General features: G+C 55.2%; 21 protein-coding genes. 13 read left to right on the forward strand and 8 right to left on the reverse strand.

Annotation, left to right across the window (positions count from 1 at the left end; genetic code table 11):
• Nucleotides 1-43 precede the first annotated feature (43 nt).
• From kdpE to kdpF, 6 genes are read right to left on the reverse strand one after another with little or no spacing between them, the layout of a single operon-like run.
• Nucleotides 44-721 (reverse strand): two-component system response regulator KdpE, encoded by a 678-nt coding sequence (gene kdpE, locus FCH32_RS05965; RefSeq protein WP_115259071.1) that lies wholly within the window; start codon nt 719-721, stop codon nt 44-46.
• On the reverse strand, nt 718-3,402 hold the full coding sequence (gene kdpD, locus FCH32_RS05970; RefSeq protein ID WP_174360642.1) for a two-component system sensor histidine kinase KdpD: 2,685 nt from the start codon (nt 3,400-3,402) through the stop codon (nt 718-720). The genes kdpE and kdpD overlap by 4 nt, the downstream gene beginning before the upstream one ends.
• A 10-nt stretch (nt 3,403-3,412) precedes the next feature.
• Nucleotides 3,413-3,979: a potassium-transporting ATPase subunit KdpC gene (gene kdpC, locus FCH32_RS05975; RefSeq protein ID WP_115259069.1), complete on the reverse strand. Its 567-nt coding sequence runs from the start codon at nt 3,977-3,979 to the stop codon at nt 3,413-3,415.
• Between the two features lie 8 nt (nt 3,980-3,987).
• The gene (gene kdpB / locus FCH32_RS05980) at nt 3,988-6,036 is read right to left on the reverse strand and encodes a potassium-transporting ATPase subunit KdpB (RefSeq protein WP_174360643.1); all 2,049 of its coding nucleotides are present in this window, start codon (nt 6,034-6,036) and stop codon (nt 3,988-3,990) included.
• Nucleotides 6,037-6,056: 20 nt separating this feature from the next.
• A complete protein-coding gene (gene kdpA, locus FCH32_RS05985) occupies nt 6,057-7,736 on the reverse strand; it encodes a potassium-transporting ATPase subunit KdpA (RefSeq protein WP_174360644.1) in 1,680 nt (559 codons plus the stop codon).
• Entirely contained in the window at nt 7,736-7,825 is a 90-nt protein-coding gene (gene kdpF / locus FCH32_RS05990) for a K(+)-transporting ATPase subunit F (RefSeq protein ID WP_008456132.1), read from the reverse strand. Before kdpF ends, kdpA begins: the two co-directional genes overlap by 1 nt.
• 307 nt (nt 7,826-8,132) lie before the next feature.
• Between kdpF and FCH32_RS05995 the strand changes: the two genes are divergently transcribed.
• The 4 genes from FCH32_RS05995 to FCH32_RS06010 all read left to right on the forward strand — a co-directional run bounded on the left by FCH32_RS05995 (nt 8,133) and on the right by FCH32_RS06010 (nt 11,530).
• Entirely contained in the window at nt 8,133-8,339 is a 207-nt protein-coding gene (locus FCH32_RS05995) for a YbfA family protein (protein ID WP_096757857.1), read from the forward strand.
• Between the two features lie 96 nt (nt 8,340-8,435).
• Entirely contained in the window at nt 8,436-9,005 is a 570-nt protein-coding gene (locus FCH32_RS06000) for a DUF1722 domain-containing protein (protein ID WP_137400299.1), read from the forward strand.
• 18 nt (nt 9,006-9,023) lie between these two features.
• Complete coding sequence (gene phrB, locus FCH32_RS06005) at nt 9,024-10,442, forward strand: deoxyribodipyrimidine photo-lyase (protein WP_174360645.1); 1,419 nt, start codon at nt 9,024-9,026, stop codon at nt 10,440-10,442.
• A 161-nt stretch (nt 10,443-10,603) separates the two neighbouring features.
• Nucleotides 10,604-11,530: an Rpn family recombination-promoting nuclease/putative transposase gene (locus FCH32_RS06010; protein WP_174360646.1), complete on the forward strand. Its 927-nt coding sequence runs from the start codon at nt 10,604-10,606 to the stop codon at nt 11,528-11,530.
• 52 nt (nt 11,531-11,582) lie between these two features.
• On the opposite strand, the gene dtpD is transcribed toward FCH32_RS06010, so the two are convergent.
• Nucleotides 11,583-13,064, reverse strand: a complete 1,482-nt coding sequence (gene dtpD / locus FCH32_RS06015; protein WP_174360647.1) for a dipeptide permease DtpD — start codon at nt 13,062-13,064, stop codon at nt 11,583-11,585.
• Nucleotides 13,065-13,352: 288 nt separating this feature from the next.
• On the opposite strand from dtpD, the gene ybgI reads away from it, so the two are divergent.
• The 9 genes from ybgI (at nt 13,353) to FCH32_RS06060 (ending at nt 20,290) form a co-directional block, all read left to right on the forward strand.
• On the forward strand, nt 13,353-14,096 hold the full coding sequence (gene ybgI / locus FCH32_RS06020) for a radiation resistance protein YbgI (RefSeq protein ID WP_096759449.1): 744 nt from the start codon (nt 13,353-13,355) through the stop codon (nt 14,094-14,096).
• A gap of 29 nt (nt 14,097-14,125) precedes the next feature.
• Nucleotides 14,126-14,782: a 5-oxoprolinase subunit PxpB gene (gene pxpB / locus FCH32_RS06025; protein ID WP_174360648.1), complete on the forward strand. Its 657-nt coding sequence runs from the start codon at nt 14,126-14,128 to the stop codon at nt 14,780-14,782.
• Nucleotides 14,776-15,708 (forward strand): 5-oxoprolinase subunit PxpC, encoded by a 933-nt coding sequence (pxpC, locus tag FCH32_RS06030; RefSeq protein ID WP_115259062.1) that lies wholly within the window; start codon nt 14,776-14,778, stop codon nt 15,706-15,708. Before pxpB ends, pxpC begins: the two co-directional genes overlap by 7 nt.
• Complete coding sequence (gene pxpA / locus FCH32_RS06035; RefSeq protein WP_117342246.1) at nt 15,698-16,432, forward strand: 5-oxoprolinase subunit PxpA; 735 nt, start codon at nt 15,698-15,700, stop codon at nt 16,430-16,432. The genes pxpC and pxpA overlap by 11 nt, the downstream gene beginning before the upstream one ends.
• A 180-nt stretch (nt 16,433-16,612) precedes the next feature.
• Nucleotides 16,613-17,335, forward strand: coding sequence for a DUF969 domain-containing protein (locus tag FCH32_RS06040; protein WP_096757850.1), 723 nt, complete (start codon nt 16,613-16,615; stop codon nt 17,333-17,335).
• The gene (locus FCH32_RS06045) at nt 17,332-18,327 is read left to right on the forward strand and encodes a DUF979 domain-containing protein (protein ID WP_096757849.1); all 996 of its coding nucleotides are present in this window, start codon (nt 17,332-17,334) and stop codon (nt 18,325-18,327) included. The genes FCH32_RS06040 and FCH32_RS06045 overlap by 4 nt, the downstream gene beginning before the upstream one ends.
• A gap of 9 nt (nt 18,328-18,336) precedes the next feature.
• Nucleotides 18,337-18,981, forward strand: coding sequence for a pyroglutamyl-peptidase I (pcp, locus tag FCH32_RS06050; protein ID WP_174360649.1), 645 nt, complete (start codon nt 18,337-18,339; stop codon nt 18,979-18,981).
• A 14-nt stretch (nt 18,982-18,995) separates the two neighbouring features.
• Nucleotides 18,996-19,787, forward strand: a complete 792-nt coding sequence (nei, locus tag FCH32_RS06055; RefSeq protein WP_174360650.1) for an endonuclease VIII — start codon at nt 18,996-18,998, stop codon at nt 19,785-19,787.
• Between the two features lie 86 nt (nt 19,788-19,873).
• On the forward strand, nt 19,874-20,290 hold the full coding sequence (locus FCH32_RS06060) for a hypothetical protein (RefSeq protein ID WP_115259053.1): 417 nt from the start codon (nt 19,874-19,876) through the stop codon (nt 20,288-20,290).
• 9 nt (nt 20,291-20,299) lie between these two features.
• Here the strand turns inward: FCH32_RS06060 and FCH32_RS06065 are convergent, their stop codons facing one another.
• Nucleotides 20,300-21,349 carry an AbrB family transcriptional regulator gene (locus tag FCH32_RS06065; RefSeq protein WP_115259052.1) on the reverse strand — a complete coding sequence of 350 codons (1,050 nt, stop codon included), beginning with the start codon at nt 21,347-21,349 and terminating at the stop codon, nt 20,300-20,302.
• Nucleotides 21,350-21,498 lie beyond the last annotated feature (149 nt).

The raw sequence follows: 21,498 nt of genomic DNA on the forward strand, positions 1-21,498 counted from the left end.
GGATAGCTTATATGCTGATCCGGCTTTTTTATTCAGCATCTGTTCACGGCATAAACCGATAGCCGATCCCGGTTTCGGTAATAAAGTGACGTGGACGGGCCGGATCCAGCTCGAGCTTCTGGCGCAAGTGCCCCATATAGATTCGCAGGTAGTGGCTGTGCTCGACGGCATTGGGTCCCCATACCTGGTTTAACAACTGGCGTTGGGTGAGCACTTTACCCGCGTTGTTCAGCAGGACCGCAAGCAGGCGAAACTCAATCGGCGTCAGATGTATTTCCTCTTCACCACGGTGTACCAGCCGCGCGGCAATATCCACTTTAATGTTTGAGAATTGAACCACCGGTTCGGGCGTTTGCCCGGTTGCGTGGCGGCGTAAGGCCACGCGTAAACGCGCCTGCAGCTCGCCAATACCAAACGGTTTGCTGAGATAATCATCGGCACCGGCGTCCAGCGCGGCGATTTTGTCGCTCTCCTCACTGCGGGCAGAAAGCACAATCACCGGGATGGCACTCCATTGTCGCAGGTCGCGAATAAAATCGATGCCGTCACCGTCCGGCAGGCCGAGATCGAGAATGATGAGATCGGGTTTTCGCGTGGCCGCTTCCAGCAGGCCACGTTGCAGCGTTTCTGCTTCGTAAACGCGCAGGCCATCGGCTTCCAGCGCGGTGCGCAGAAAGCGGCGAATGGCCTGTTCATCTTCAACAATCAGTACGTTTGTCACATATCCTCATGAAAATCTTCAAGTTCAGGGGGCGTTTCCTGCGGGAGTGTAACACGGAAGCATGCGCCACCCTGCGGTCGATTGTGGGCGGTAATCGTCCCGCCGTGTACGTTCACAATCGCCTGACAAATAGCCAGTCCCAGCCCTACGCCCGGTACAGAGGATTCTTTGTTTCCCCGGGAGAACTTGTCGAAAATAGCGTGCTCCTGGCCCGCTGGAATGCCGGGGCCATTATCCCATACATCCAGAAACAGATGCTCACCTTCTACCTGCGCATCAATGCCGATTTGCGCCTGTGGACCTGCGTACTTAATGGCGTTTTCCAGCAGGTTAATCAGCACCCGTTCAAACAGTGGACCGTCAACGTGAATCAGCGTCAACGGCGCCGGAAGCGACAGATTAATCGGCGCGGCTAAGCCAGGTTCCAGCATTTGCAGGGCGCTACCTACTACTTCTTCCAGCGTTAACCACTCCTTCTTAAGATTAAAGCCGCCAGATTGGATCCGCGCCATATCCAGCAAATTATTGACCAGCCGGGTGGTATTGAGCACGTGCTGGCGAATTTCGCTGGCCTGGCGGGCGTGGGGAGAACCTTCGCTGGCGAGATCCAGCGTTAAAATCTCCGCCTGACCGAACAGCACCGTGAGTGGTGTGCGTAAATCATGGGAGAGGGCCGCCAGCAGGGCATTGCGGATGCTCTCTCGTTCGCTGGCCAATCGCGCCAGTTCTTCGCTGGCGGTCAGCGTCAGGCGTTCGAGCGCACTGGCAACCAGCAGGGTAAAGGTTTCCAGCAGACGCTGCTGTTCCGGGATCATCAACTGACGCAGGTTTCCCGGCTCCACTACCAGCAGCCCGTGCGTTTTGTCAGCGCTTTTCAGCGGCAAGATTTGATACGGCACGCCGGGGAGGGTATCGGTGCCGGCACCTGCCGGTTGTCCTTTATCAAAACTCCATTGGGCAATGGCGTCATCCCACGGCGTCATGCCCTGCTGCTCTGTCAGCGGTGCCAGTTTTCCGTGCTCATCCGGCAATAACACCTGGCTGCGGGCCTGAAAGGTGGAGGCGATAAACTGTTCGCTGGTGGTGGCGATATCTTTCTGGCTACGTCCCACGGCCAGCGCTTTGGACATCTCATACAGATGACGCGTTCGCTGCTCCCGATAACGCGCGACCCGCGCCTGATAGCGCACGCCTGCGGTCAGATTCCCAATAACCAGACCAACCGTTAACATGACCGCAAAAGTGAGCAGATACTGGACGTCTGAGACGGCAAGCGTCCCGCGTGGCGCAATAAAGAACAGATCGAAGCTGGCGACGTTGATCATGGTCGCCACTACCGAGGGCCAACGACCATAAAACAGGGCGATAACCACCACGCCTAACAGATAGAGCATCACCAGATTGGCGGCATCAAAAGTAACCAGCCATTGCATGGCAATCAGCGTGGTGATGGCGCACAGCGTGGCGGCCACCACACAGCCCTGAATTTGTACCCGCCATTTATCCTTAAAGGTGCGGGTATCCATGGTTTGGGCTGCTGCGCGTGGTGGAGGCTCGTCCAACGCGACAATCATCAGATCGAGATCCGGGGCACGATGAGCCAGCTTGTCGGCAAAGGAATCGCTGCGCCACCAGCGGCGCGTGGTTGGCCGTCCCAGCACAATTTTTCCCAGGTTATGCTCCCGGGCGTAGCGAATCACCGCCTTGTCTTCGGCGGGATCGGAAAGGGTGGCGGTTTCCGCACCCAGTTCCTGTGCCAGCCGTAGCGCGCTTAAGATCGCACGGCGCTGTTTTTCCGGGAGCTGATGCAGCGCCGGGGTTTCGACATACACCGCGTGCCACACGCTGCCAAGGCGAGCAGCCAGACGTGCGGCGGCGCGTACCAGCTTTTCACTGCCGGTATTGTGTCCAATACACAGCAAAATAGCGTCGCGGGTGTGCCAGACTTTTTCCTCTCCCGGTCGTCCTCGCCAGGCGCGCATTTGATCGTCTACTCGATCGGCGGTACGGCGTAGGGCCAGTTCGCGCAGGGCGATTAAATTACCTTTGCGAAAGAAATGTTCGATTGCCCGTTCCGCCTGACCGGCGATGTAGACCTTGCCTTCGTTGAGGCGCTGGCGTAAGTCGTCAGGCGGCAGATCGACCAGCACCACATCATCGGCAGCATCGAAAAAGGGATCGGGGACGGTTTCACGCACCTGAATACCGGTCACGCCGCTGACCACGTCGTTCAGGCTTTCCAGATGCTGCACGTTAACGGTAGTAAAGACATCAATGCCCGCTTCCAGCAGCTCTTCAATGTCCTGCCAGCGGCGGGGATGGCGCGAGCCTGGCGCATTACTGTGCGCCAGTTCGTCCATTAATATCAGCGCCGGGCGGCGGGCGAGGGCCGCATCAAGATCGAACTCGCTGATGCGTCGCCCGCGGTGAGTCTGACGTTTTAACGGCAGCACGGCGAGACCGTCCAGCAGCGCGGCGGTCTCTTTGCGTCCGTGGGTTTCCACCACACCGATCAACACATCCAGGCCTTGCGCCCGCAGCCGCTGGGCCTCTGCCAGCATGGCCCAGGTTTTACCCACGCCGGCACAGGCACCGAAGAAAATTTTCAGTTTTCCACGATGCGGGGCGGTCGTTTGTTCCAGTAAACGGTCCGGATCGGGGCGTAAGGGTTCGCTATGCATGTCCTTTGTCTCAGTGCTTATCCAGCGCTAAATTAAGTTCCACCAGATTCACCACCGGTTGACCGATAAAACTGACCAGCGGCTTTTGCGTGTATTGTGCAACCAACTGCGTAACCTCTTCAACGCTGAGGTTGCGCGCATGTGCCACGCGTGGAATCTGCCAGGCAACGGCCTCTGGCGTCAGGTTATTATCCAGCCCGCTGGCGGATGCGGTTACTAACTCCACAGGAACGACAGGGCTGGCCTGCGGGTTGGCGGCACGCAGCGCGGCGATCCGGCTTTGTAGTTGCTTATCCAGCTCCGGGTTGCTGGCGGCCAGATTACTGCCACCCGAACCCATTGGATTATAGGGTATTTCCGCCGTTGCTGACGGGCGTCCCTGAAAATATCCGGCGGCGGTGAAGTGTTGCCCGATGCGTTCAGAACCGCGGATCGTCTGACCTTCGCGGATGAGCGACCCGTTGGCCTGATGGGGAAACCACCACTGCCCCAGTGCGGTGGTCAACAGCGGGTAGACCCCGCCGGTAATAAGCATCAGGAAAAATAATGTTGATAATGCAGGACGTAATCCACTCATCTGAAACCTCACACCAGACCCAGCAGGGTCAGCAGTAAATCAATCACTTTAATGCCGATAAATGGCACGACCAGGCCGCCGAGGCCGTAAATCCACAGATTGCGGCGTAACATGGCGGAGGCGGACAACGGTTTGTAGCTCACCCCTTTCAGTGCCAGCGGGATCAGAAAGACAATTACCAGCGCATTGAAGATAACCGCGCTGAGGATTGCCGAATCCGGCGAATGCAGGCGCATCACGTTAAGCGCGTTGAGCTGCGGATAGGTGGCGGCAAACGCCGCCGGAATAATGGCAAAATATTTGGCGACGTCGTTGGCAATACTGAAGGTGGTCAGTGAACCGCGCGTCATCAGCATCTGTTTGCCAATGTGGACCACTTCGATAAGCTTGGTGGGGTTAGAATCAAGGTCCACCATGTTGCCCGCTTCTTTAGCCGCCTGGGTCCCGGAGTTCATGGCGACCGCAACGTCTGCCTGCGCCAGTGCGGGGGCGTCGTTCGTGCCGTCACCGGTCATTGCCACCAGACGGCCTTCCGCCTGGTACTGACGAATCAGCGCCAGCTTAGCTTCCGGTGTGGCTTCGGCTAAAAAGTCGTCAACCCCGGCCTCCGCTGCAATCGCGGCGGCAGTCAGACGGTTATCGCCGGTAATCATCACCGTTTTGATACCCATTTTGCGTAGCTGGGCAAACCGTTCTTTGATCCCGCCTTTGACGATATCTTTCAGGGCAATGACGCCCAGAACGCGCGAACCTTCGACAACCACCAGCGGCGTCGCGCCAAGACGGGCAACGTTTTCCACTTTCTGTTCGACATCTGCAGGGAAGTGTCCGCCGTTGGCCTCAACGTGACGACGAATGGCGTCGACCGAGCCTTTACGGATCATACGGTTGTCGATGTTAATGCCGCTCATCCGGCTTTGCGCGGTGAACGGCACAAACGTGGCGTGCAGCGATTGCACATCGCGTATGCGCAGATTAAAGCGCTGTTTTGCCAGAATCACGATGCTGCGACCTTCCGGCGTTTCATCCGCCAGTGATGAAAGCTGCGCCGCGTCGGCCAGCGTTTTTTCGTCGACACCGTGGGCGGGAATAAAATCTGATGCCTGACGGTTACCCAGCGTAATGGTGCCGGTTTTATCCAGCAACAGTACGTCGACGTCACCTGCTGCTTCGACCGCCCGCCCGCTGGTGGCGATCACGTTCGCGCCGAGCATTCGGCTCATACCGGCCACGCCAATCGCCGAGAGTAGCCCACCAATAGTTGTCGGGATCAGGCACACCAGCAGGGCAACCAGCACCGTGACGCTAACTGCACTGCCGCCCCAGGCCGAGAACGGCCACAGGGTGGCGGTTGCCAGTAAAAAGACGATGGTCAGGGCTATCAGCAGGATTGTCAGCGCGATTTCGTTGGGCGTCTTACGCCGCTGGGCGCCTTCAACCATGGCGATCATCCGGTCGAGGAAGGTTTCACCGGGGTTCACGCTGCATTCGATAACCAGCCAGTCGGAAAGAATGCGGGTCCCGCCGGTTACGGAAGCAAAATCACCGCCGGACTCACGGATAACCGGCGCAGATTCCCCGGTAATGGCGCTTTCGTCCACCGATGCGCCGCCTTCAATCACCTCGCCGTCGCAGGGAATAATATCGCCTGCTTCCACCAGTACGATATCGCCTTTGCGTAGTGCCTCTGCGGGAACATGATCCATTTCTGCACCGTATTTCGGTTCACGCAATTTACGGGCAAACGCTGTCTTCTTAACGCCTTTCAGGCTGTTGGCCTGAGCTTTACTGCGTCCTTCCGCCAGCGCTTCGGCAAAATTGGCGAAAAGGACGGTGACCCACAGCCAGAGGCTTATCGCACCGGTAAACAGGGGATTGCCTGTCATGTGCCCGGTTGCCATTGCAACGGTTAACAAGGTTGTCAGCAGGCTGCCCAGCCAGACGATAAACATCACCGGGTTGCGCCACTGAGTATGTGGGCTTAACTTTTTGACTGCGTCCATCAGCGCGTGTGCGACCAGAGACGGTTCGAACAGTGCCAGTTGTTTGCGACTCATAACAATGTGCTCCGTATCGCTCAACGTAAAGAGAGGTATTCTGCGACCGGGCCAAGCGCCAGTGCAGGAATAAAGGTAAGGGCGCCAACCAGTAACACTGTACCGATCAACAACCCGACAAACAGTGGGCCGTGAGTGGGGAGCGTCCCCTGGCTTGCCGGTTGGCTCTTTTTAGCCACCAGCGAACCGGCAATGGCCATCACTGGAATAATGACCCCGAAGCGGCCGAAGAACATGCACAACGCCAGCAGGCAGTTCCAGAAGGGGTTGTTAGCGCTTAACCCGGCAAAGGCGCTGCCGTTGTTGTTGGCGGCAGATGACACGGCGTACAGTACTTCGCTGAAACCATGCGGGCCGGGGTTGAGCATGGCGCTGCGTCCGGCGTCGCTCATCATGGCTATCGCTGTACCGAGCAGCACCAGCGCAGGCGTCACCAGAATCGCCAGCGCGGTCATTTTCATTTCCCGCACGTCGATTTTCTTACCCAGATATTCCGGCGTGCGCCCGATCATCAGTCCGGCAATAAACACCGCCAGCAGGACGAACAGCAGCATGCCGTACAAACCGGAGCCCACGCCGCCGAACACCACTTCGCCAATCTGCATCAACCACATCGGTACCATCCCGCCCAGTGCGGTGAAGGAGTCGTGCATCGCGATGACCGCCCCACAGGAGGCCGCCGTTGTGACGACCGCAAACAGACTGCTGACCAGTACGCCAAAGCGGCTCTCTTTCCCTTCCATATTGAGACTACTGTCTGCGCCAAATGCCAGCAGATGTGGGTTTCCTTGAACTTCCGCCCACATCACAATCGCCACGCAGATGACAAAAATCAGCGACATGGCCCACAGTAAGGTGCGTCCCTGACGGCGATCGCCCACGACATCGCCAAAGGCAAAGCACAGGGCGGCAGGAATGCAAAAGACAGCCAACATCTGCACCATATTGGTCAAGGCGGTTGGGTTTTCAAACGGATGCGATGAGTTAGCATTAAAGAAGCCGCCGCCGTTGGTACCGAGCATTTTAATGGCCTCCTGCGAGGCAACCGGTCCCATTGGTAACAGCTGTTTTACGCCTTCAAGGGTAGTAAATGACTGATAGGGCAGCAGGTTTTGCAGCGCGCCTTGCTGAATAAAGAACAGGGCGATAAGCAGAGAAAGAGGGAGCAGGATCCACAGCGTAATGCGCACCAGATCCACCCACGCATTGCCCAGGGTATTCATACTCTGGCGCGTAAAGGCGCGGATTAGGGCAAAAATCACCGCAATACCGGTCGCCGCAGACAGGAAATTCTGCACGGTTAAGCCAGCCATCTGACTAAAGTAGCTTAAGGTGGTTTCGCCACTGTAAGACTGCCAGTTGGTATTGGTGACAAAGCTCACGGCGGTATTCAGCGCAAGATGCCATGACAGCCCCGGTAGCTGCTGAGGATTCAGTGGTAACAAGTTTTGCGCCATCAGCAGGGAAAACAGCACCAGCAGACCCAGGATATTGAGCATCAGGATCGCCAGCAGGTACTGTTTCCAGTTCATCTCATGTTGTGAAACGCCTAACCCGCGCCAGAGAATACGCTCAACACCGGTTACGCCCGGAAGGGGGATGTTGGTGATGAGTCGTGCCAGCACGGCACCCAGCGGTCTGGCGATGACAAATAACACCAGTAAGAAACTGGCGATGAGTAAAAATCCTTGTGCCGCCATCAGAACGCCTCCGCCTTAATCAGGGCATACACCAGATAACCGAGTAATAAAAAAACCAGCACAATGCCAGTTATCACGCCTGCACTCACGGTGCACCTCCTGTGACATCAATGTGATAACCAGAGCGTAGGTTTTTGGTTGCAAAGATTTCGCAAAAATTGGCGGGTGGGGTGTAAAAAAAGTATAAAAATGGCAAAGACCGTTATTTAACTAATGATTAGTATTAATTTAACTTTTATGTAACCTAATTACAGTTTCAGGCTAAACGGAGCATCAATAGATAAAAATAAGTGGTCGGATGAGTAGCAAAATTACACACAAGGCGGTATTATTTTCATCAGTTAACCAAATTTATTTTCCGGTGCTATTCACCGAACAGATATAGGGGAGAGGATTATGGACTTGTATAAAGAATATCCAGCGCACATTGTCTTATTACGCCGTACTTTCGCCGTCGTGGCGGGCGTGCTGGCGCTGCCGGTCATGCTGTTCTGGAAAGACCGTGCCCGTTTTTACAGCTACCTGCACCGCGTCTGGTCGAAAACCAGTGATAAACCGGTGTGGATGGATCAGGCTGAAAAAGCGACCTGCGATTTCTATTAAGTCATCGTAATTGCTAAAAAAACCGCCAACAGCAATGTGGCGGTTTTTTTATGCACGGACGTCTACACTTACCCGAATAACGGATAAGGAGTCGTGATGAGCAAGAGAATTCCTGTGGGTATCCACACCTGTGTTACGGCACCTGCGGTTGGTTGTTCTGCCAGAGAAGCCTGCCCGTTTGACGACAGTACCCTGGTGCGTATTTATGCATTGCATGAACTGTATAAGCTTCACCAGCGGGGGCTAACGCGCGGAGCGTTGATTGACTATCACACCCGCTACAAACTGATCCTGCTGGCGCATTCCCAGCCAGAGTATCGTGAACTTGGCCCCTTCGTTGCGGCCATCCACGAATGGCAAAGTCTTGAGGCGTTTTTTAATGAGTACCGCTTACGACTGACGCATTTGCTGTTCAATAATGCAACCCGACGTAATCACACCAATGTCCTGATGCACGTTCAGGGTTATTTCCGCAATCAACTCGATCTGCATCAACGTCAGGAACTGACCTCGATAATCGATAGCTATCGACGTGAAGCGCAGCCACTGCTTGCACCGTTAATGCTCATCAAACACTATATGGCCGAGCATCCGAACACCTGGCTGTCCGGGCAACGTTATTTTGAACTCTGGCCGGCAATTCTGGATTTGCGCGGCAAAAATTAATTTATCTGCGGGAGTTTTATGACCACGCATCTGGTCTGGTTTCGGCGTGATTTGCGCCTGCATGACAATCTTGCTCTTGCGGCGGCGTGTCGGGATCGTTCAGCCCGGGTGCTGGCGCTATATATCGCCACCCCAGAACAATGGGCGGCGCATGATATGTCTGCGCGTCAGGCGGCGTTTATCAGCGTGCAGTTGAATGCGCTACATGCGGCGTTGGCAGAAAAAGGGATCCCGCTGCTGTTTCATGAAGTTGCCGATTTTGCTGCCAGCGTGGAGACAGTAAATCGTGTTTGCGCGCAGCATGACGTCAGCCGACTGTTTTATAACTATCAGTATGAAATCAACGAACGGCAGCGTGATGCAAGGGTCGAGAAGCAGTTGCCTGACGTCGTGTGCGAAGGCTTTGACGACAGTGTGATCTTACCCCCGGGCGCGGTTATGACCGGCAATCATGAAATGTATAAAGTCTTTACGCCGTTTAAAAATGCCTGGCTGAAGCGAATTAAAGACGGCATTCCGGAATGTGTTAGCGCGCCAATGGTGCGGGATAGTGGGGCGCTCACCGCGCCGTTAACGCCACTCACGCTGAATTATCCGCAGCAGGATTTTGATGCAGCACTTTTCCCGGCGCAAGAAAAACGGGCTATCGCGCAGTTACGCCAGTTTTGTCAGCAGTCAGCGAGTGACTATGAGCAACAGCGTGATTACCCGGCCATTGAAGGCACCAGTCGCTTGTCTGCGAGTCTGGCCACGGGCGGGTTGTCGCCGCGTCAATGCCTGAACCGTCTGTTAGTCGAACAGCCGAAGGCGCTAGAGGGCGGTGCCGGGAGCGTTTGGCTAAATGAACTTATCTGGCGTGAATTTTACCGACATTTAATGACCTGGTATCCGGCGCTGTGTCGGTATCAACCGTTTATTCGCTGGACTGACCGCGTGCAATGGCAGAACAACGCGGCGCATCTTCAGGCGTGGCAGACGGGAAATACGGGATACCCCATTGTTGATGCTGCGATGCGCCAGCTTAACGCTACCGGCTGGATGCATAACCGTTTACGCATGATCACCGCCAGCTTCCTGGTAAAAGATCTGCTGATTGACTGGCGTAAAGGGGAGCAGTACTTCATGTCGCAACTGATCGACGGCGACCTGGCGGCCAATAACGGTGGCTGGCAGTGGGCTGCGTCTACCGGAACCGATGCTGCACCGTATTTCCGCATTTTTAACCCTACAACTCAGGGGGAGAAATTCGACCGCGACGGTGAGTTTATCCGCCGGTGGGTTCCCGAGTTGCACGAGGTACCTGGTAAAGCAATCCACGACCCGTGGACGTGGGCAGAAAAAGTGCAGGTTACCCTCGATTATCCCCGTCCGATTGTAGATCATAAACAGGCCAGGCTAGCGACGCTGGCGGCCTACGAGGCGGCACGCAAGGGGTGAGCGTGCGGTTTATTTCTGCGTACTACCATCCGGTAGCATGAATGCGTTGCTGCCGGGCGCATTTAGAATTGGAGCGTGTACGCAAGGCTGTGAATGCCTGGATGCACGCGTCACGCTCGGGCAGTAAAGTCCCGTCATCTTCTTTCAGGTGACGGAACACGATGACAACGCCAGCGACGTCCACACCGCATGATGCGGTATTCAAAACATTTTTACGCCATCCCGAAACAGCGCGCGATTTCCTCGACATTCACCTTCCGGCTTCTCTGCGGACGCTTTGCGATTTATCCACGCTGAAACTGGAGTCAGAGAGCTTTATCGACGCTGATTTACGTTCCCGCTACTCCGATGTGCTCTGGTCTTTACACACACGCGAAGGCGATGGTTATGTTTATGTTGTTATAGAGCATCAGAGTTCAGCCGATCCGCATATGGCTTTTCGTCTGCTGCGTTATGCGATGGCAGCTATGCAGCGCCATCTGGACGCCGGGTACAAGGAATTACCGCTGGTTATTCCGATGTTGTTTTATCATGGCTGTCGAAGCCCGTACCCGTATTCACTATGCTGGCTGGATGCGTTCGCCGATCCCGTGGCGGCAAAGCAACTTTATGCCAGCGCATTTCCGCTGGTGGATATAACGGTTGTGCCAGATGACGACATCATGGCTCACAGGCGAATGGCGTTGCTGGAACTGATGCAAAAGCATATCCGTCAGCGGGATTTGATGGGGCTGGTAGAGCAACTGAGCACACTGCTACTAACAGGTTGCACTAATGACACGCAGCTACAGGCGATGTTTAATTACATTCTGCAATCCGGCGATGAATCTCGTTTCACTGAATTTATGCAAGAGATGACGCAACGGATCCCCCAACACAAGGAGAGGCTGATGACTATTGCGGAGCGGTTACGGTTAGATGGAGTACAGGAAGGACTGCAACAAGGGCTGCAACAAGGACTACAGCAAGGTAAGCAAGAAGCCGCGTTGCGTATTGCGCTAACCATGCTGGCACAAGGAATAGATCGCGAAATGGTATTACTGATTACCGGTTTGGCTGAAGAGGATTTGGCAGCGAATAATGCGTAACCGTCTGATAAAAAACAGGCCCGACTCATATGACATCATCGGGCCTGTTAACTCAGGACTCTAGCGCCAGCGCGCGTTTTTTAAATTTAAGTGACTGGTACAGCCAAATCAGCAGCACCAGCGCCACGCAGGCCAACGCACCCCAGGTAATTTCGCTAAAGACGTCAATATACGCGTTGATGGAATAGTTGATGGCCCTGGAGGCATCAAACGCGCCTTGTGACGTCTGGTCGGCAATCACCCCCGCCAGATAGTTGGCAATAGCGCCGGACAGCAGCATATAGATTCCGGTTAACACGCCTGTGACGCCAGGGATCTCAATGCGCGTAATCTGCGACATGGCGACCGGGTCGATAAACAGTTCGGCAAATCCCATTACCGCCAGCCCCAACACCATCAGCGGCATCGAGGAGTGGCCGTAAGCGGCGGACCAGCGGGCGCTTAAGGTCAGAATACAGAATCCGGCGCTCATCAACCCCAGGCCGAGGGCAAATTTTCCCCAGATGCGCACGGTACGATTACCACTGACGCTTTCTTTGACTACCCAGGCCAGCACGATGCCGCACAGCATCACGGCAAAGGCGTTAACCGACTGGAACATGGCGGTAGGAATGGAATATCCCAGAATATCGCGATTCACAAAGCGGTCGATATACAGGCTGATGGAGCTGCCGCCTTGCTGTGCAAAGGCCCAGAATAACAGACTGAAGAATGTTAACGTGACGATAAGCCCCAGTTCTTTGCGCTGCTTTTGCGTTTGTGCCTGACGGTAAATTTTAGCCAGAACGACCAGACCAATGACGGTGGCGACGATTAGCGCATATACGGACCACTCTTTCCAGAACAGAACGGTAATTAGCAGCGGTGCGGCGACCAGCAGCACTAACAGCCAGGCCCAGTTTGGCAGAACAAACGTTCTGGCACACAGGACCGTTTTGTTGACGCCGGTTGTATGGGCGAAATGCCGGTTGCCGCACAAGAAAATCACCAGTCCTGCCAGCATACCAATTGCGGCCAGCGCGAAGCCCATCGCCCAGCTGTATTCTTCCTGCACATAGCCACAGGCAATGGGGGCGATAATCGAACCGATATTTCCGGCGGCGTAGAGCAGTGAGAACCCGCCGTCGCGGCGCGGATCGTCGGTGTGATACAACTCACCCAGCAGGCAGCTAATGTTGGATTTAAACAGACCGTAGCCGCAGACAATGATCGCCAAAGATAAATATAGGAACGCTGGCGCCATTTCACTGGCACCCAGTACCAGGTGTCCAACCGCCATTAACAATGCGCCAATCATCACCGCCATACGGTTACCAAGGACCTTATCCGCCAGGTATCCGCCAAGAATAGGCGTGACATACACCAGCGAACAGTAAGCGCTGAACAACGCATACGCATGAGTATCGTTGTACTTGAGTTGGTTGGTGAGATACAGGATCAGCAGGGCGCGCATGCCGTAAAAACTGAAGTATTCCCAAATTTGCAGCGCGACGACGTAATAAATTGCGCGTGGCTGAGATGCGTGTTTATTCATTCTATTCTCGAAGTAAATGCCTCACGCCAGGATGAACGTACTGCGTGAGCGTGTTTCCTTGAAGTTATAACTTTGATACAGATCTGATTATTTTTGCAATATGCTGTCTGATTGCATAAATATACATGAATAAAATCACGTAGTGGTAAGCAATTTACGTTCAAACGGCGAGTGAGTGTTTCTTGATGTGTCAGTGAAATGGTTATCGACGAATGGAGGCGGGGACGCTATTTTACATAAGCAGTATTGCTGATTGGACAGGCAGAAATTATGACAACGAGGGCGATGATGAAAAACACCGAGCTGGAACAACTGATCAACGACAAACTGAACAGCGCCGCGATTAGCGACTATGCGCCGAATGGTTTGCAGGTTGAGGGCAAAGAGACGGTGCATAAAATCGTGACCGGCGTGACAGCAAGCCAGGCCTTGCTGGATGAGGCTGTGCGCCTGGGCGCTGATGCGGTCATCGTTCATCACGGTTACTTCTGGAAAGGCGAATCTCCGGTAATTCGTGGCATGAAGCGCCATCGTCTGAAAACGCTGCTGGAAAATGACATCAACCTGTATGGCTGGCACCTGCCGTTGGATGCTCACCCGGAGCTGGGTAACAACGCACAGCTGGCGGCGCTGTTGGGCATTACCGTGATGGGTGAAATCGAGCCGTTGGTACCGTGGGGTGAACTTGCCATGCCGGTGCCGGGGCTAGAATTTGCCTCGTGGATTGAGGCGCGTTTAGGGCGTAAACCATTGTGGTGTGGCGATAGCGGGCCGGAAAAAATTCAGCGCGTTGCCTGGTGCACCGGGGGAGGGCAGAGCTTCATTGATAGCGCGGCCCGTTTTGGTGTTGATGCATTTATTACCGGCGAAGTCTCAGAGCAAACTATTCACTCAGCCCGTGAGCAGGGGCTGCATTTCTATGCCGCCGGACACCATGCCACCGAACGCGGCGGTATCCGGGCGTTAAGTGAATGGCTGAATGAAAATACCGAGCTGGATGTATCGTTTATCGATATTCCTAACCCCGCCTAATGAATCAGGTTGTAAAAAGAGGGACGAAAGTGCAGCGAGCGCGTTGTTATCTGTTAGGTGAAACTGCGGTGGTTCTGGAACTGGAACCCCCTATTACGCTGGCGACCCAGAAACGTATTTGGGGTTTGGCTCAGCGCCTGGTTGATGCCCCGAATGTGCTTGAAGTGATCCCGGGTATGAACAATATCACGGTGACGCTGCGTAATCCGCAAACCCTGGCGCTGGATGCCATTGAACGTCTGCAACGCTGGTGGGAGGAGAGTGAAGCACTGGAGCCAGATTCGCGCTTTATTGAAATTCCGGTGACCTACGGCGGAAAGCAGGGACCGGATCTTGCCGATGTCGCACAACACAGTGGATTAAGCGAAAAGCAGGCCGTTGAATTGCATGCTTCTGTTGACTATGTGGTCTGGTTTTTAGGCTTTCAGCCAGGGTTCCCCTATCTCGGGAGCTTACCGGAACAACTGCATACCCCGCGACGTGCGGAACCGCGTCTGATTGTTCCGGCAGGTTCGGTCGGTATCGGCGGTTCACAAACCGGTATCTACCCGCTCGCCACGCCGGGGGGATGGCAGCTGATAGGGCATACCGCCATTAAGTTGTTTGATCCCCGCCGGGATGAACCCATCCTGTTACGACCAGGAGATACTGTGCGCTTTGTACCGCAGAAGGAGGGAGTATGTTAACTATCATTCGTGCCGGTATGTACACTTCCGTCCAGGACGGCGGTCGTCACGGTTTTCGCCAGTCAGGAATCAGCCACTGTGGGGCGCTGGATAAGCCCGCATTGAACGTTGCCAACCTGCTGGTGGGCAACGATGCAAATGCCGCCGCGCTGGAGATAACGCTCGGCCAGTTGGTTGTGGAGTTTGATGCAGATAGCTGGTTTGCTTTGACCGGCGCGGGGTGTGATGCACATTTAGACGGTAACCCGGTGTGGAGCGGATGGCGACTTCCGGTGAAGGCTGGGCAACGCCTGACGCTAAAACGTCCGCAACATGGCATGCGCAGTTATTTGGCAATAGCGGGTGGCATTGATGTTCCCGAGGTCATGGGTTCGTGCAGCACCGACCTGAAAGTCGGCATCGGTGGTCTGGAAGGGCGTCTGTTACGCGATGGCGACAGGCTGGCGGTGGGCGTTTCCACGCGACGGTTCAGCGGACCGCAGGGGGTAAAACAGCTCATGTGGGGGAACCGCATTCGTGCGTTACCCGGACCTGAGTATCATGAGTTTGATGAAGCTTCGCAGGCGTCATTCTGGCGTTCGCCATGGCAACTCAGCCCGCAGAGTAACCGCATGGGGTATCGCCTGCAGGGACAACCGCTAACGCGCACTACCGATCGAGAACTGTTGTCGCACGGTCTGCTTCCCGGCGTGGTGCAGGTGCCGCATAACGGCCAGCCTATTGTGCTGATGAACGACGCCCAGACCACGGGGGGCTATCCACGCATCGCCTGTATCATTGAGGCGGATATGTACCATCTGGCACAAATTCCCCTCGGCCAGCCAATTCATTTTGTTCAGTGCTCGCTGGAGGAAGCGCTAAAGGCGCGTCACGACCAGCAGCGTTATCTGGAACAATTAACATGGCGACTTAACGATGAAAATTGATCTGAATGCAGACCTCGGTGAAGGCTGCGCAAATGACGCCGCGCTGCTGCAACTGGTGTCTTCTGCCAACATTGCCTGCGGATTTCACGCCGGCGATGCGCAAACCATGCTGGCAAGCGTGCGTGAAGCGTTAAAAAATGACGTAGCAGTGGGGGCGCATCCCAGTTTTCCGGATCGGGAAAACTTCGGCCGTAGCGCCATGACCCTGCCCGTCGACACGGTTTACGCCCAGACGCTGTATCAAATCGGTGCGCTGGCGGCGATAACCCGGGCGGAAGGTGGCGTGATGCGCCACGTCAAACCGCACGGCATGTTGTACAACCAGGCCGCCAGGGATCCACAGTTAGCCGATGCCATCGCCAGGGCGGTACATGCCTGCGATCCGTCGCTGGTGCTGGTGGGGCTGGCGGGTAGCGAACTGATTCGGGCCGGCGAGCATTATGGTCTGCAGACGCGTCAGGAGGTGTTTGCCGATCGCGGCTATCAGGCGGATGGCAGTCTGGTTCCGCGTAGTCAGCCGGGGGCGCTGATTGAAGACGAAGAGCAGGCGTTGGCGCAAACCTTACAAATGGTGCGGTCCGGGAGAGTAAAAAGCCAAACCGGAGAATGGGCCAACGTCACGGCACAGACGGTCTGTATTCATGGTGATGGTGAGCACGCACTCGCTTTTGCCCGCCGTTTGCGCAGCGCGTTTAATGCATGCAATATTGAAATTAGCGCATAAGATTTACCATACAAAACAATAATATATTACACAACAACATAAACTCTAAATAATTCGAGTTGCAGGAAGATGACCAGTGAGTGAGTTCCCAGGCGCTTACAGAAGTAAGTGACTGGGGTGAACGAACGCAGTCAACGCACCTGCAGCTTGAAGTATGACGAGTTTTAACAGGAATGAATTATGGAAGAGGTAATTTCTCTTTGGCCATTGACGGGGATCGCCGTCATCGTGGTCGGATTTCTTTTACGTTTTAACCCGGTATTGGTGGTTATCATTGCCGGGATCGTCACCGGGTTGGCGGCGCATATGCCGATCGCCACTATCCTCGAAAAACTGGGTGAAGGTTTTCTCAACACCCGCAACCTGCCGTTTATCTTATTGATTCCACTGGCGGTCATCGGCCTGCTGGAGCGCCATGGCCTGAAAGAACGCGCCCAGGCGTGGATCGCGAAAATCCGTAGCGCCACCAGCGGCCGTTTGCTGATTGTCTATCTGTTTATTCGTGAAGCGACCGCCGCGCTGGGACTAACCAGTCTGGGGGGGCATCCGCAAATGGTGCGTCCGCTGCTGGCGCCGATGGCAGAAGGGGCCGCTGAGAAAAATCACGGTGAACTGCCAGGCTCTGTACGCTATCGCCTGCGTGCGATGTCAGCGGCGACCGATAACGTTGGGCTGTTTTTCGGCGAAGATATCTTTGTTGCCTTTGGGGCAATCATCTTCATGCACAACTTTATGCTGGAGTCCGGCGGGATCCAGACCGAGCCGTTGCACATTGCCCTGTGGGGGATCCCAACGGCGATTTGTGCCTTCCTGATCCACGGTGCGCGCTTGTGGCGGCTGGATAGCTATCTGCAACGAGAAGTCGCGAAAGCGAATGCCGCAGCGAAAGGAGAAGCGAAATGAATTTTCAGCAAAGCTATCTCTACTGGTTGGCGGGTGCGGTCTTGTTGATTGTGGCCGTGATGTCTTGGCAGGACAAAGCGAACCCCCGGCGTTTAACCACCGGTCTGTTCTGGGGCGTGTATGGTCTACTGTTTTTGCTGGGTGACTGGACCTATTCACTGTTTGGCGATAAACGTACGGTGCATATCGCGGTGGGTATCGCGGTGGTCGTACTGGCGCTGATCGCCGGTTTTGGCGGCGTGAAGCTCGGCAGCTACCATCAACGTACGCAACAACAGCGTGAAGAAAGCGCCAGTCGACTGGGCAACCGGCTGTTTTTCCCGGCGCTGGCGATCCCGGTGGTCACTGTTGTCGGCGTGCTGATGTTCAATCATATTCCGGGTTTACAGAATGCGCTGTTTGGGCCGGGGAATCACGCCACGCTGGTGACGCTGTTTTCAATGACCGCCGGTTCGCTGATTGGTCTGGCAATGGCGGTTAAAATGACCCATGAGCGGGCACATCAGCCGATTCAGGAAGCGCGTCGTCTGCTGGACTCCATCGGCTGGGCGTTCATTCTGCCGCAAATTCTTGCCACGCTCGGACTGCTGTTTACGGCGGCGGGCGTCGGCAGCGGCATTTCGTATCTGACGCAGGAATATCTGGCAGTGGACAGCCGCTTTATTGCGGTGGCGGTGTATACCATCGGTATGGCGTTGCTGACCATGATTATGGGTAACGCTTTCGCCGCCTTCCCGATTGTGACCGCCGGGATTGGGATTCCAATCCTCGTCTTGCAGCACGGCGGCAATCCGGCGGTGATGGCGGCAATTGGTATGTTCTCCGGGTATTGCGGAACGCTGATGACGCCGATGGCGGCAAACTTTAACATCGTGCCAGCGGCGCTGCTGGAGCTGCCGGATAAAAACGCGGTGATTAAAGCGCAGGTGCCGACTGGCATCCTGCTGTTGCTGGTGAATGTGTTCCTGATGTATTTCCTGATGTTCCTGTAAGGAGGAAGGATGAAAACGGTATTAATCACCGGATTTGAACCCTTTGGCGGCGAGTCAGTTAACCCTTCCTGGGAAGTGGTCTCGGGGCTCGACAATGCTATCATCGCTGGATGCCGCGTCGTGGCGCGCCAACTGCCGTGCGTATTTGGTGAATCTCTGGCAGTGCTCAATAGTGCGATTGATACGCTGTCACCGTCGCTGGTGCTGGCGGTCGGTCAGGCCGGAGGTCGTACAGACATCACCGTTGAACGCGTTGCTATCAACGTGGACGATGCGCGTATTGCGGATAACCGTGGCCAGCAACCGGTAGATGAACCGATTGTGGCCGATGGCCCGGCGGCGTGGTTCAGCACACTGCCGATCAAAGCCATGGTGGTGGCCATGCGCAGCGCTGGTATTCCGGCATCGGTTTCGCAAACCGCAGGTACCTTCGTCTGTAACCACGTGATGTATGGGCTGCTGCACAAACTGCGAGATACGCCGACGGTGAAGGGGGGATTCATTCATATCCCTTATCTTCCACAGCAGGCCGCAGCCCATCCCGGTGCGCCAAGTATGGCGAGTGATACGGTGCGTCGTGCGCTGGAAATCGCCATCGTCACGGCGTTACAGGTGGAGCGCGATATCGCCGTGACGGGCGGTGCAACACATTAACAAAGGACAGTATTATGCCTGAAGGCCCGGAGATCCGCCGCGCGGCGGATACCCTGGAGGCGGCAGTCAAAGGCAAACCGTTGACGGATGTCTGGTTTGCCTTTGAGCAGTTAAAACCGTATCAATCTCAACTGATTGGGCAGCGTATTACCCAGCTCGAAACGCGGGGTAAAGCCTTACTCACCCATTTTTCCAATGGTCTGACGTTATATAGCCATAATCAACTGTACGGCGTCTGGCGGGTAGTGGACACGGGGAATATCCCGGAGACTACCCGCGTGTTGCGCGTCAGGTTGCAAACCGCCGATAAAACTATCCTGCTCTATAGCGCGTCGGATATCGAAATACTGACGCCAGAACAGCTCACTACCCACCCTTTCCTGCAGCGGGTAGGGCCGGACGTGCTGGATCTGCACTTAACACCCGCTGAAGTCAAAACGCGTCTGCTGTCACCGCGTTTTCGCAATCGGCAGTTTTCCGGTCTGCTGCTGGATCAGGCGTTTCTCGCGGGATTGGGTAACTACCTGCGGGTAGAGATCCTCTGGCAGGTTGGGCTGACGGGGCAACATAAAGCGTCGCAGCTGAGCGAACAACAGTTGGACGCGCTGGCGCAGGCGCTGCTCGATATTCCGCGTTTATCCTATAACACTCGTGGACTGGCTGATGAGAATAAGCATCACGGGGCGCTGTTTCGCTTTAAAGTCTTTCACCGCGACGGTGAAGCCTGCGAGCGATGCGGCGGGATTATTGAAAAAACGATGCTGTCGTCAAGACCATTTTACTGGTGTCCGGGTTGTCAGAAATAACATAACATGACGCGGTCCCGGTGATGCAGAGGGATATGTCGAATAAGGTCACCTGAATCTCTCAAGGTGATGAGCAGGAGTGGAATATGGATGTTAATCGTTATTTTTGTACCGCCTTACTTATCGCAACAGCCGGTTTCTTTGCCGCGTCGGCCAGTGCTGCTGAATCGGTAGCCCCTCAATGTGAGTCCGGACCGCGGGATATGGAATATATTTATGAACACGGAGCCCAGACTCGTTGTTTTTATCCTGCCATGACGCTGGAAGAAACGTATCAGGCACTGAGAAAAGCACGGTCGGACCGTCAAAACCTGACACCCACGTTGACCCCAGGTAAGGATCGTAAAATAGAAAATCTTGGGGATACGGATCTCGTGGAATATGTCTGGAAAGGCAAAAACAATCTGCATATTACGCAGAATTTTCCGGGTGGTATGACCGAGTTTATGTTTACCGTGGATAAATCCGGAACGACCGTGACGGAGATTGGGCACCCGGATTAACGCCCCGCGTTAAGACGGCGGTTTTCTCAGCGCATGTGCCGAGATAAAGCGGGCGATGGCCGGCCCGGTGAGCAAAATGCTGAACAGTCGCAGGGTTTGCATCGCCATGATCAGCGCCATATCGGCGTGGCTCCCTGCGGCAATTACCGCGACGGAGTCCACTCCGCCTGGGCTGGTCGCCAGATAGGCAGTGAGAAAATCTATCTGCATGTAATGCGCCAGTCCCCAGGCCATAGCGGCGCAAATCGCCATCAGTGAAAAAATGGACAACAGGATCTGTGGCAACGGGCGCAGCGCCATAAAAAAAATCTGCTTGTCAAAACCGAGACCAATTTGCCAACCGATGGCCATATAGGCTATCGCCAGCAGCCATTCCGGCAGTTCAATCACCATCACGCCGCCTGCGTTCAGCAGCGCGCCAGCCAGCATCGGCAGCAGCATCACGCCTGAAGGTATACGCAGTAAGCGTCCGGCAGTACCAGCCACCACGGCCAGCAACAGGGTGCTGAACAAATTGCTGCTCAGCGGCGGAAACCAGACCATTTGCTCGCTGACCGCTTGCGCCCGATCGCCCATTACCAGTCGGGTGACCAGTGCCGCAGCGCCAACCACCAATAGCACCCGCAGATACTGCATAAACGCCACCAGACGGATATCGGCGCCATATTCCTGGGCCATAGCAACCATTGCCGCCGCGCCGCCAGGTGAAGATCCCCACGCGCCGGTATTGCCCGGCAGCTTACTGTAGCGAACCAACAGCCAGCCTATTGCGGTGCTGGAGATAAGGGTCGCCAGCAGGATGGCAATCACCACCGGCCAGTGTGCCGCCAGCGTTGTAAAAATGGAGCCGGTGAGGTTTTGCGCAATCATGCAGCCGAGAATGGCCTGCGCAGCAAGAAAGGTACAGCGAGGCGGGTGCAGGGCAATGCCACGCAAACTGAACAATATGCCAACGATCATTGAACCGAGCAGTAGCGGTCCCGGGAGATGGATAAACAAAAAGAGCAGGGAAAGAAGTAATGACAGCACAAACAATGCGGCCCACTGCAAAACAGGCATCCCATGCTCCTGAGTATCATTAAGTAACACTCAGTAAATCATAGAGAAAGCTGGATGAAAACAACGGGAGTCAAGAAAAAGAAAGAATGTGCCGGGCATAGCAAGATGCGGATTATCCGGCCTACGGAAATAAAAACGTAGGCCGGATA

It is taken from the genome of Citrobacter gillenii (genome assembly GCF_013337685.1).
Taxonomy (GTDB): Bacteria; Pseudomonadota; Gammaproteobacteria; order Enterobacterales; family Enterobacteriaceae; genus Citrobacter; species Citrobacter gillenii.

Bases quoted from the DNA above. Each gene is read 5' to 3' on its own strand.
- kdpD (WP_174360642.1), bottom strand. From the start codon at position 3,402: ATGCATAGCGAACCCTTACGCCCCGATCCGGACCGTTTACTGGAACAA.
- kdpC (WP_115259069.1), bottom strand. From the start codon at position 3,979: ATGAGTGGATTACGTCCTGCATTATCAACATTATTTTTCCTGATGCTT.
- kdpB (WP_174360643.1), bottom strand. From the start codon at position 6,036: ATGAGTCGCAAACAACTGGCACTGTTCGAACCGTCTCTGGTCGCACAC.
- kdpA (WP_174360644.1), bottom strand. From the start codon at position 7,736: ATGGCGGCACAAGGATTTTTACTCATCGCCAGTTTCTTACTGGTGTTA.
- FCH32_RS05995 (WP_096757857.1), top strand. From the start codon at position 8,133: ATGGACTTGTATAAAGAATATCCAGCGCACATTGTCTTATTACGCCGT.
- FCH32_RS06000 (WP_137400299.1), top strand. From the start codon at position 8,436: ATGAGCAAGAGAATTCCTGTGGGTATCCACACCTGTGTTACGGCACCT.
- phrB (WP_174360645.1), top strand. From the start codon at position 9,024: ATGACCACGCATCTGGTCTGGTTTCGGCGTGATTTGCGCCTGCATGAC.
- FCH32_RS06010 (WP_174360646.1), top strand. From the start codon at position 10,604: ATGACAACGCCAGCGACGTCCACACCGCATGATGCGGTATTCAAAACA.
- dtpD (WP_174360647.1), bottom strand. From the start codon at position 13,064: ATGAATAAACACGCATCTCAGCCACGCGCAATTTATTACGTCGTCGCG.
- ybgI (WP_096759449.1), top strand. From the start codon at position 13,353: ATGAAAAACACCGAGCTGGAACAACTGATCAACGACAAACTGAACAGC.
- pxpC (WP_115259062.1), top strand. From the start codon at position 14,776: ATGTTAACTATCATTCGTGCCGGTATGTACACTTCCGTCCAGGACGGC.
- pxpA (WP_117342246.1), top strand. From the start codon at position 15,698: ATGAAAATTGATCTGAATGCAGACCTCGGTGAAGGCTGCGCAAATGAC.
- FCH32_RS06040 (WP_096757850.1), top strand. From the start codon at position 16,613: ATGGAAGAGGTAATTTCTCTTTGGCCATTGACGGGGATCGCCGTCATC.
- FCH32_RS06045 (WP_096757849.1), top strand. From the start codon at position 17,332: ATGAATTTTCAGCAAAGCTATCTCTACTGGTTGGCGGGTGCGGTCTTG.
- pcp (WP_174360649.1), top strand. From the start codon at position 18,337: ATGAAAACGGTATTAATCACCGGATTTGAACCCTTTGGCGGCGAGTCA.
- nei (WP_174360650.1), top strand. From the start codon at position 18,996: ATGCCTGAAGGCCCGGAGATCCGCCGCGCGGCGGATACCCTGGAGGCG.
- FCH32_RS06060 (WP_115259053.1), top strand. From the start codon at position 19,874: ATGGATGTTAATCGTTATTTTTGTACCGCCTTACTTATCGCAACAGCC.
- FCH32_RS06065 (WP_115259052.1), bottom strand. From the start codon at position 21,349: ATGCCTGTTTTGCAGTGGGCCGCATTGTTTGTGCTGTCATTACTTCTT.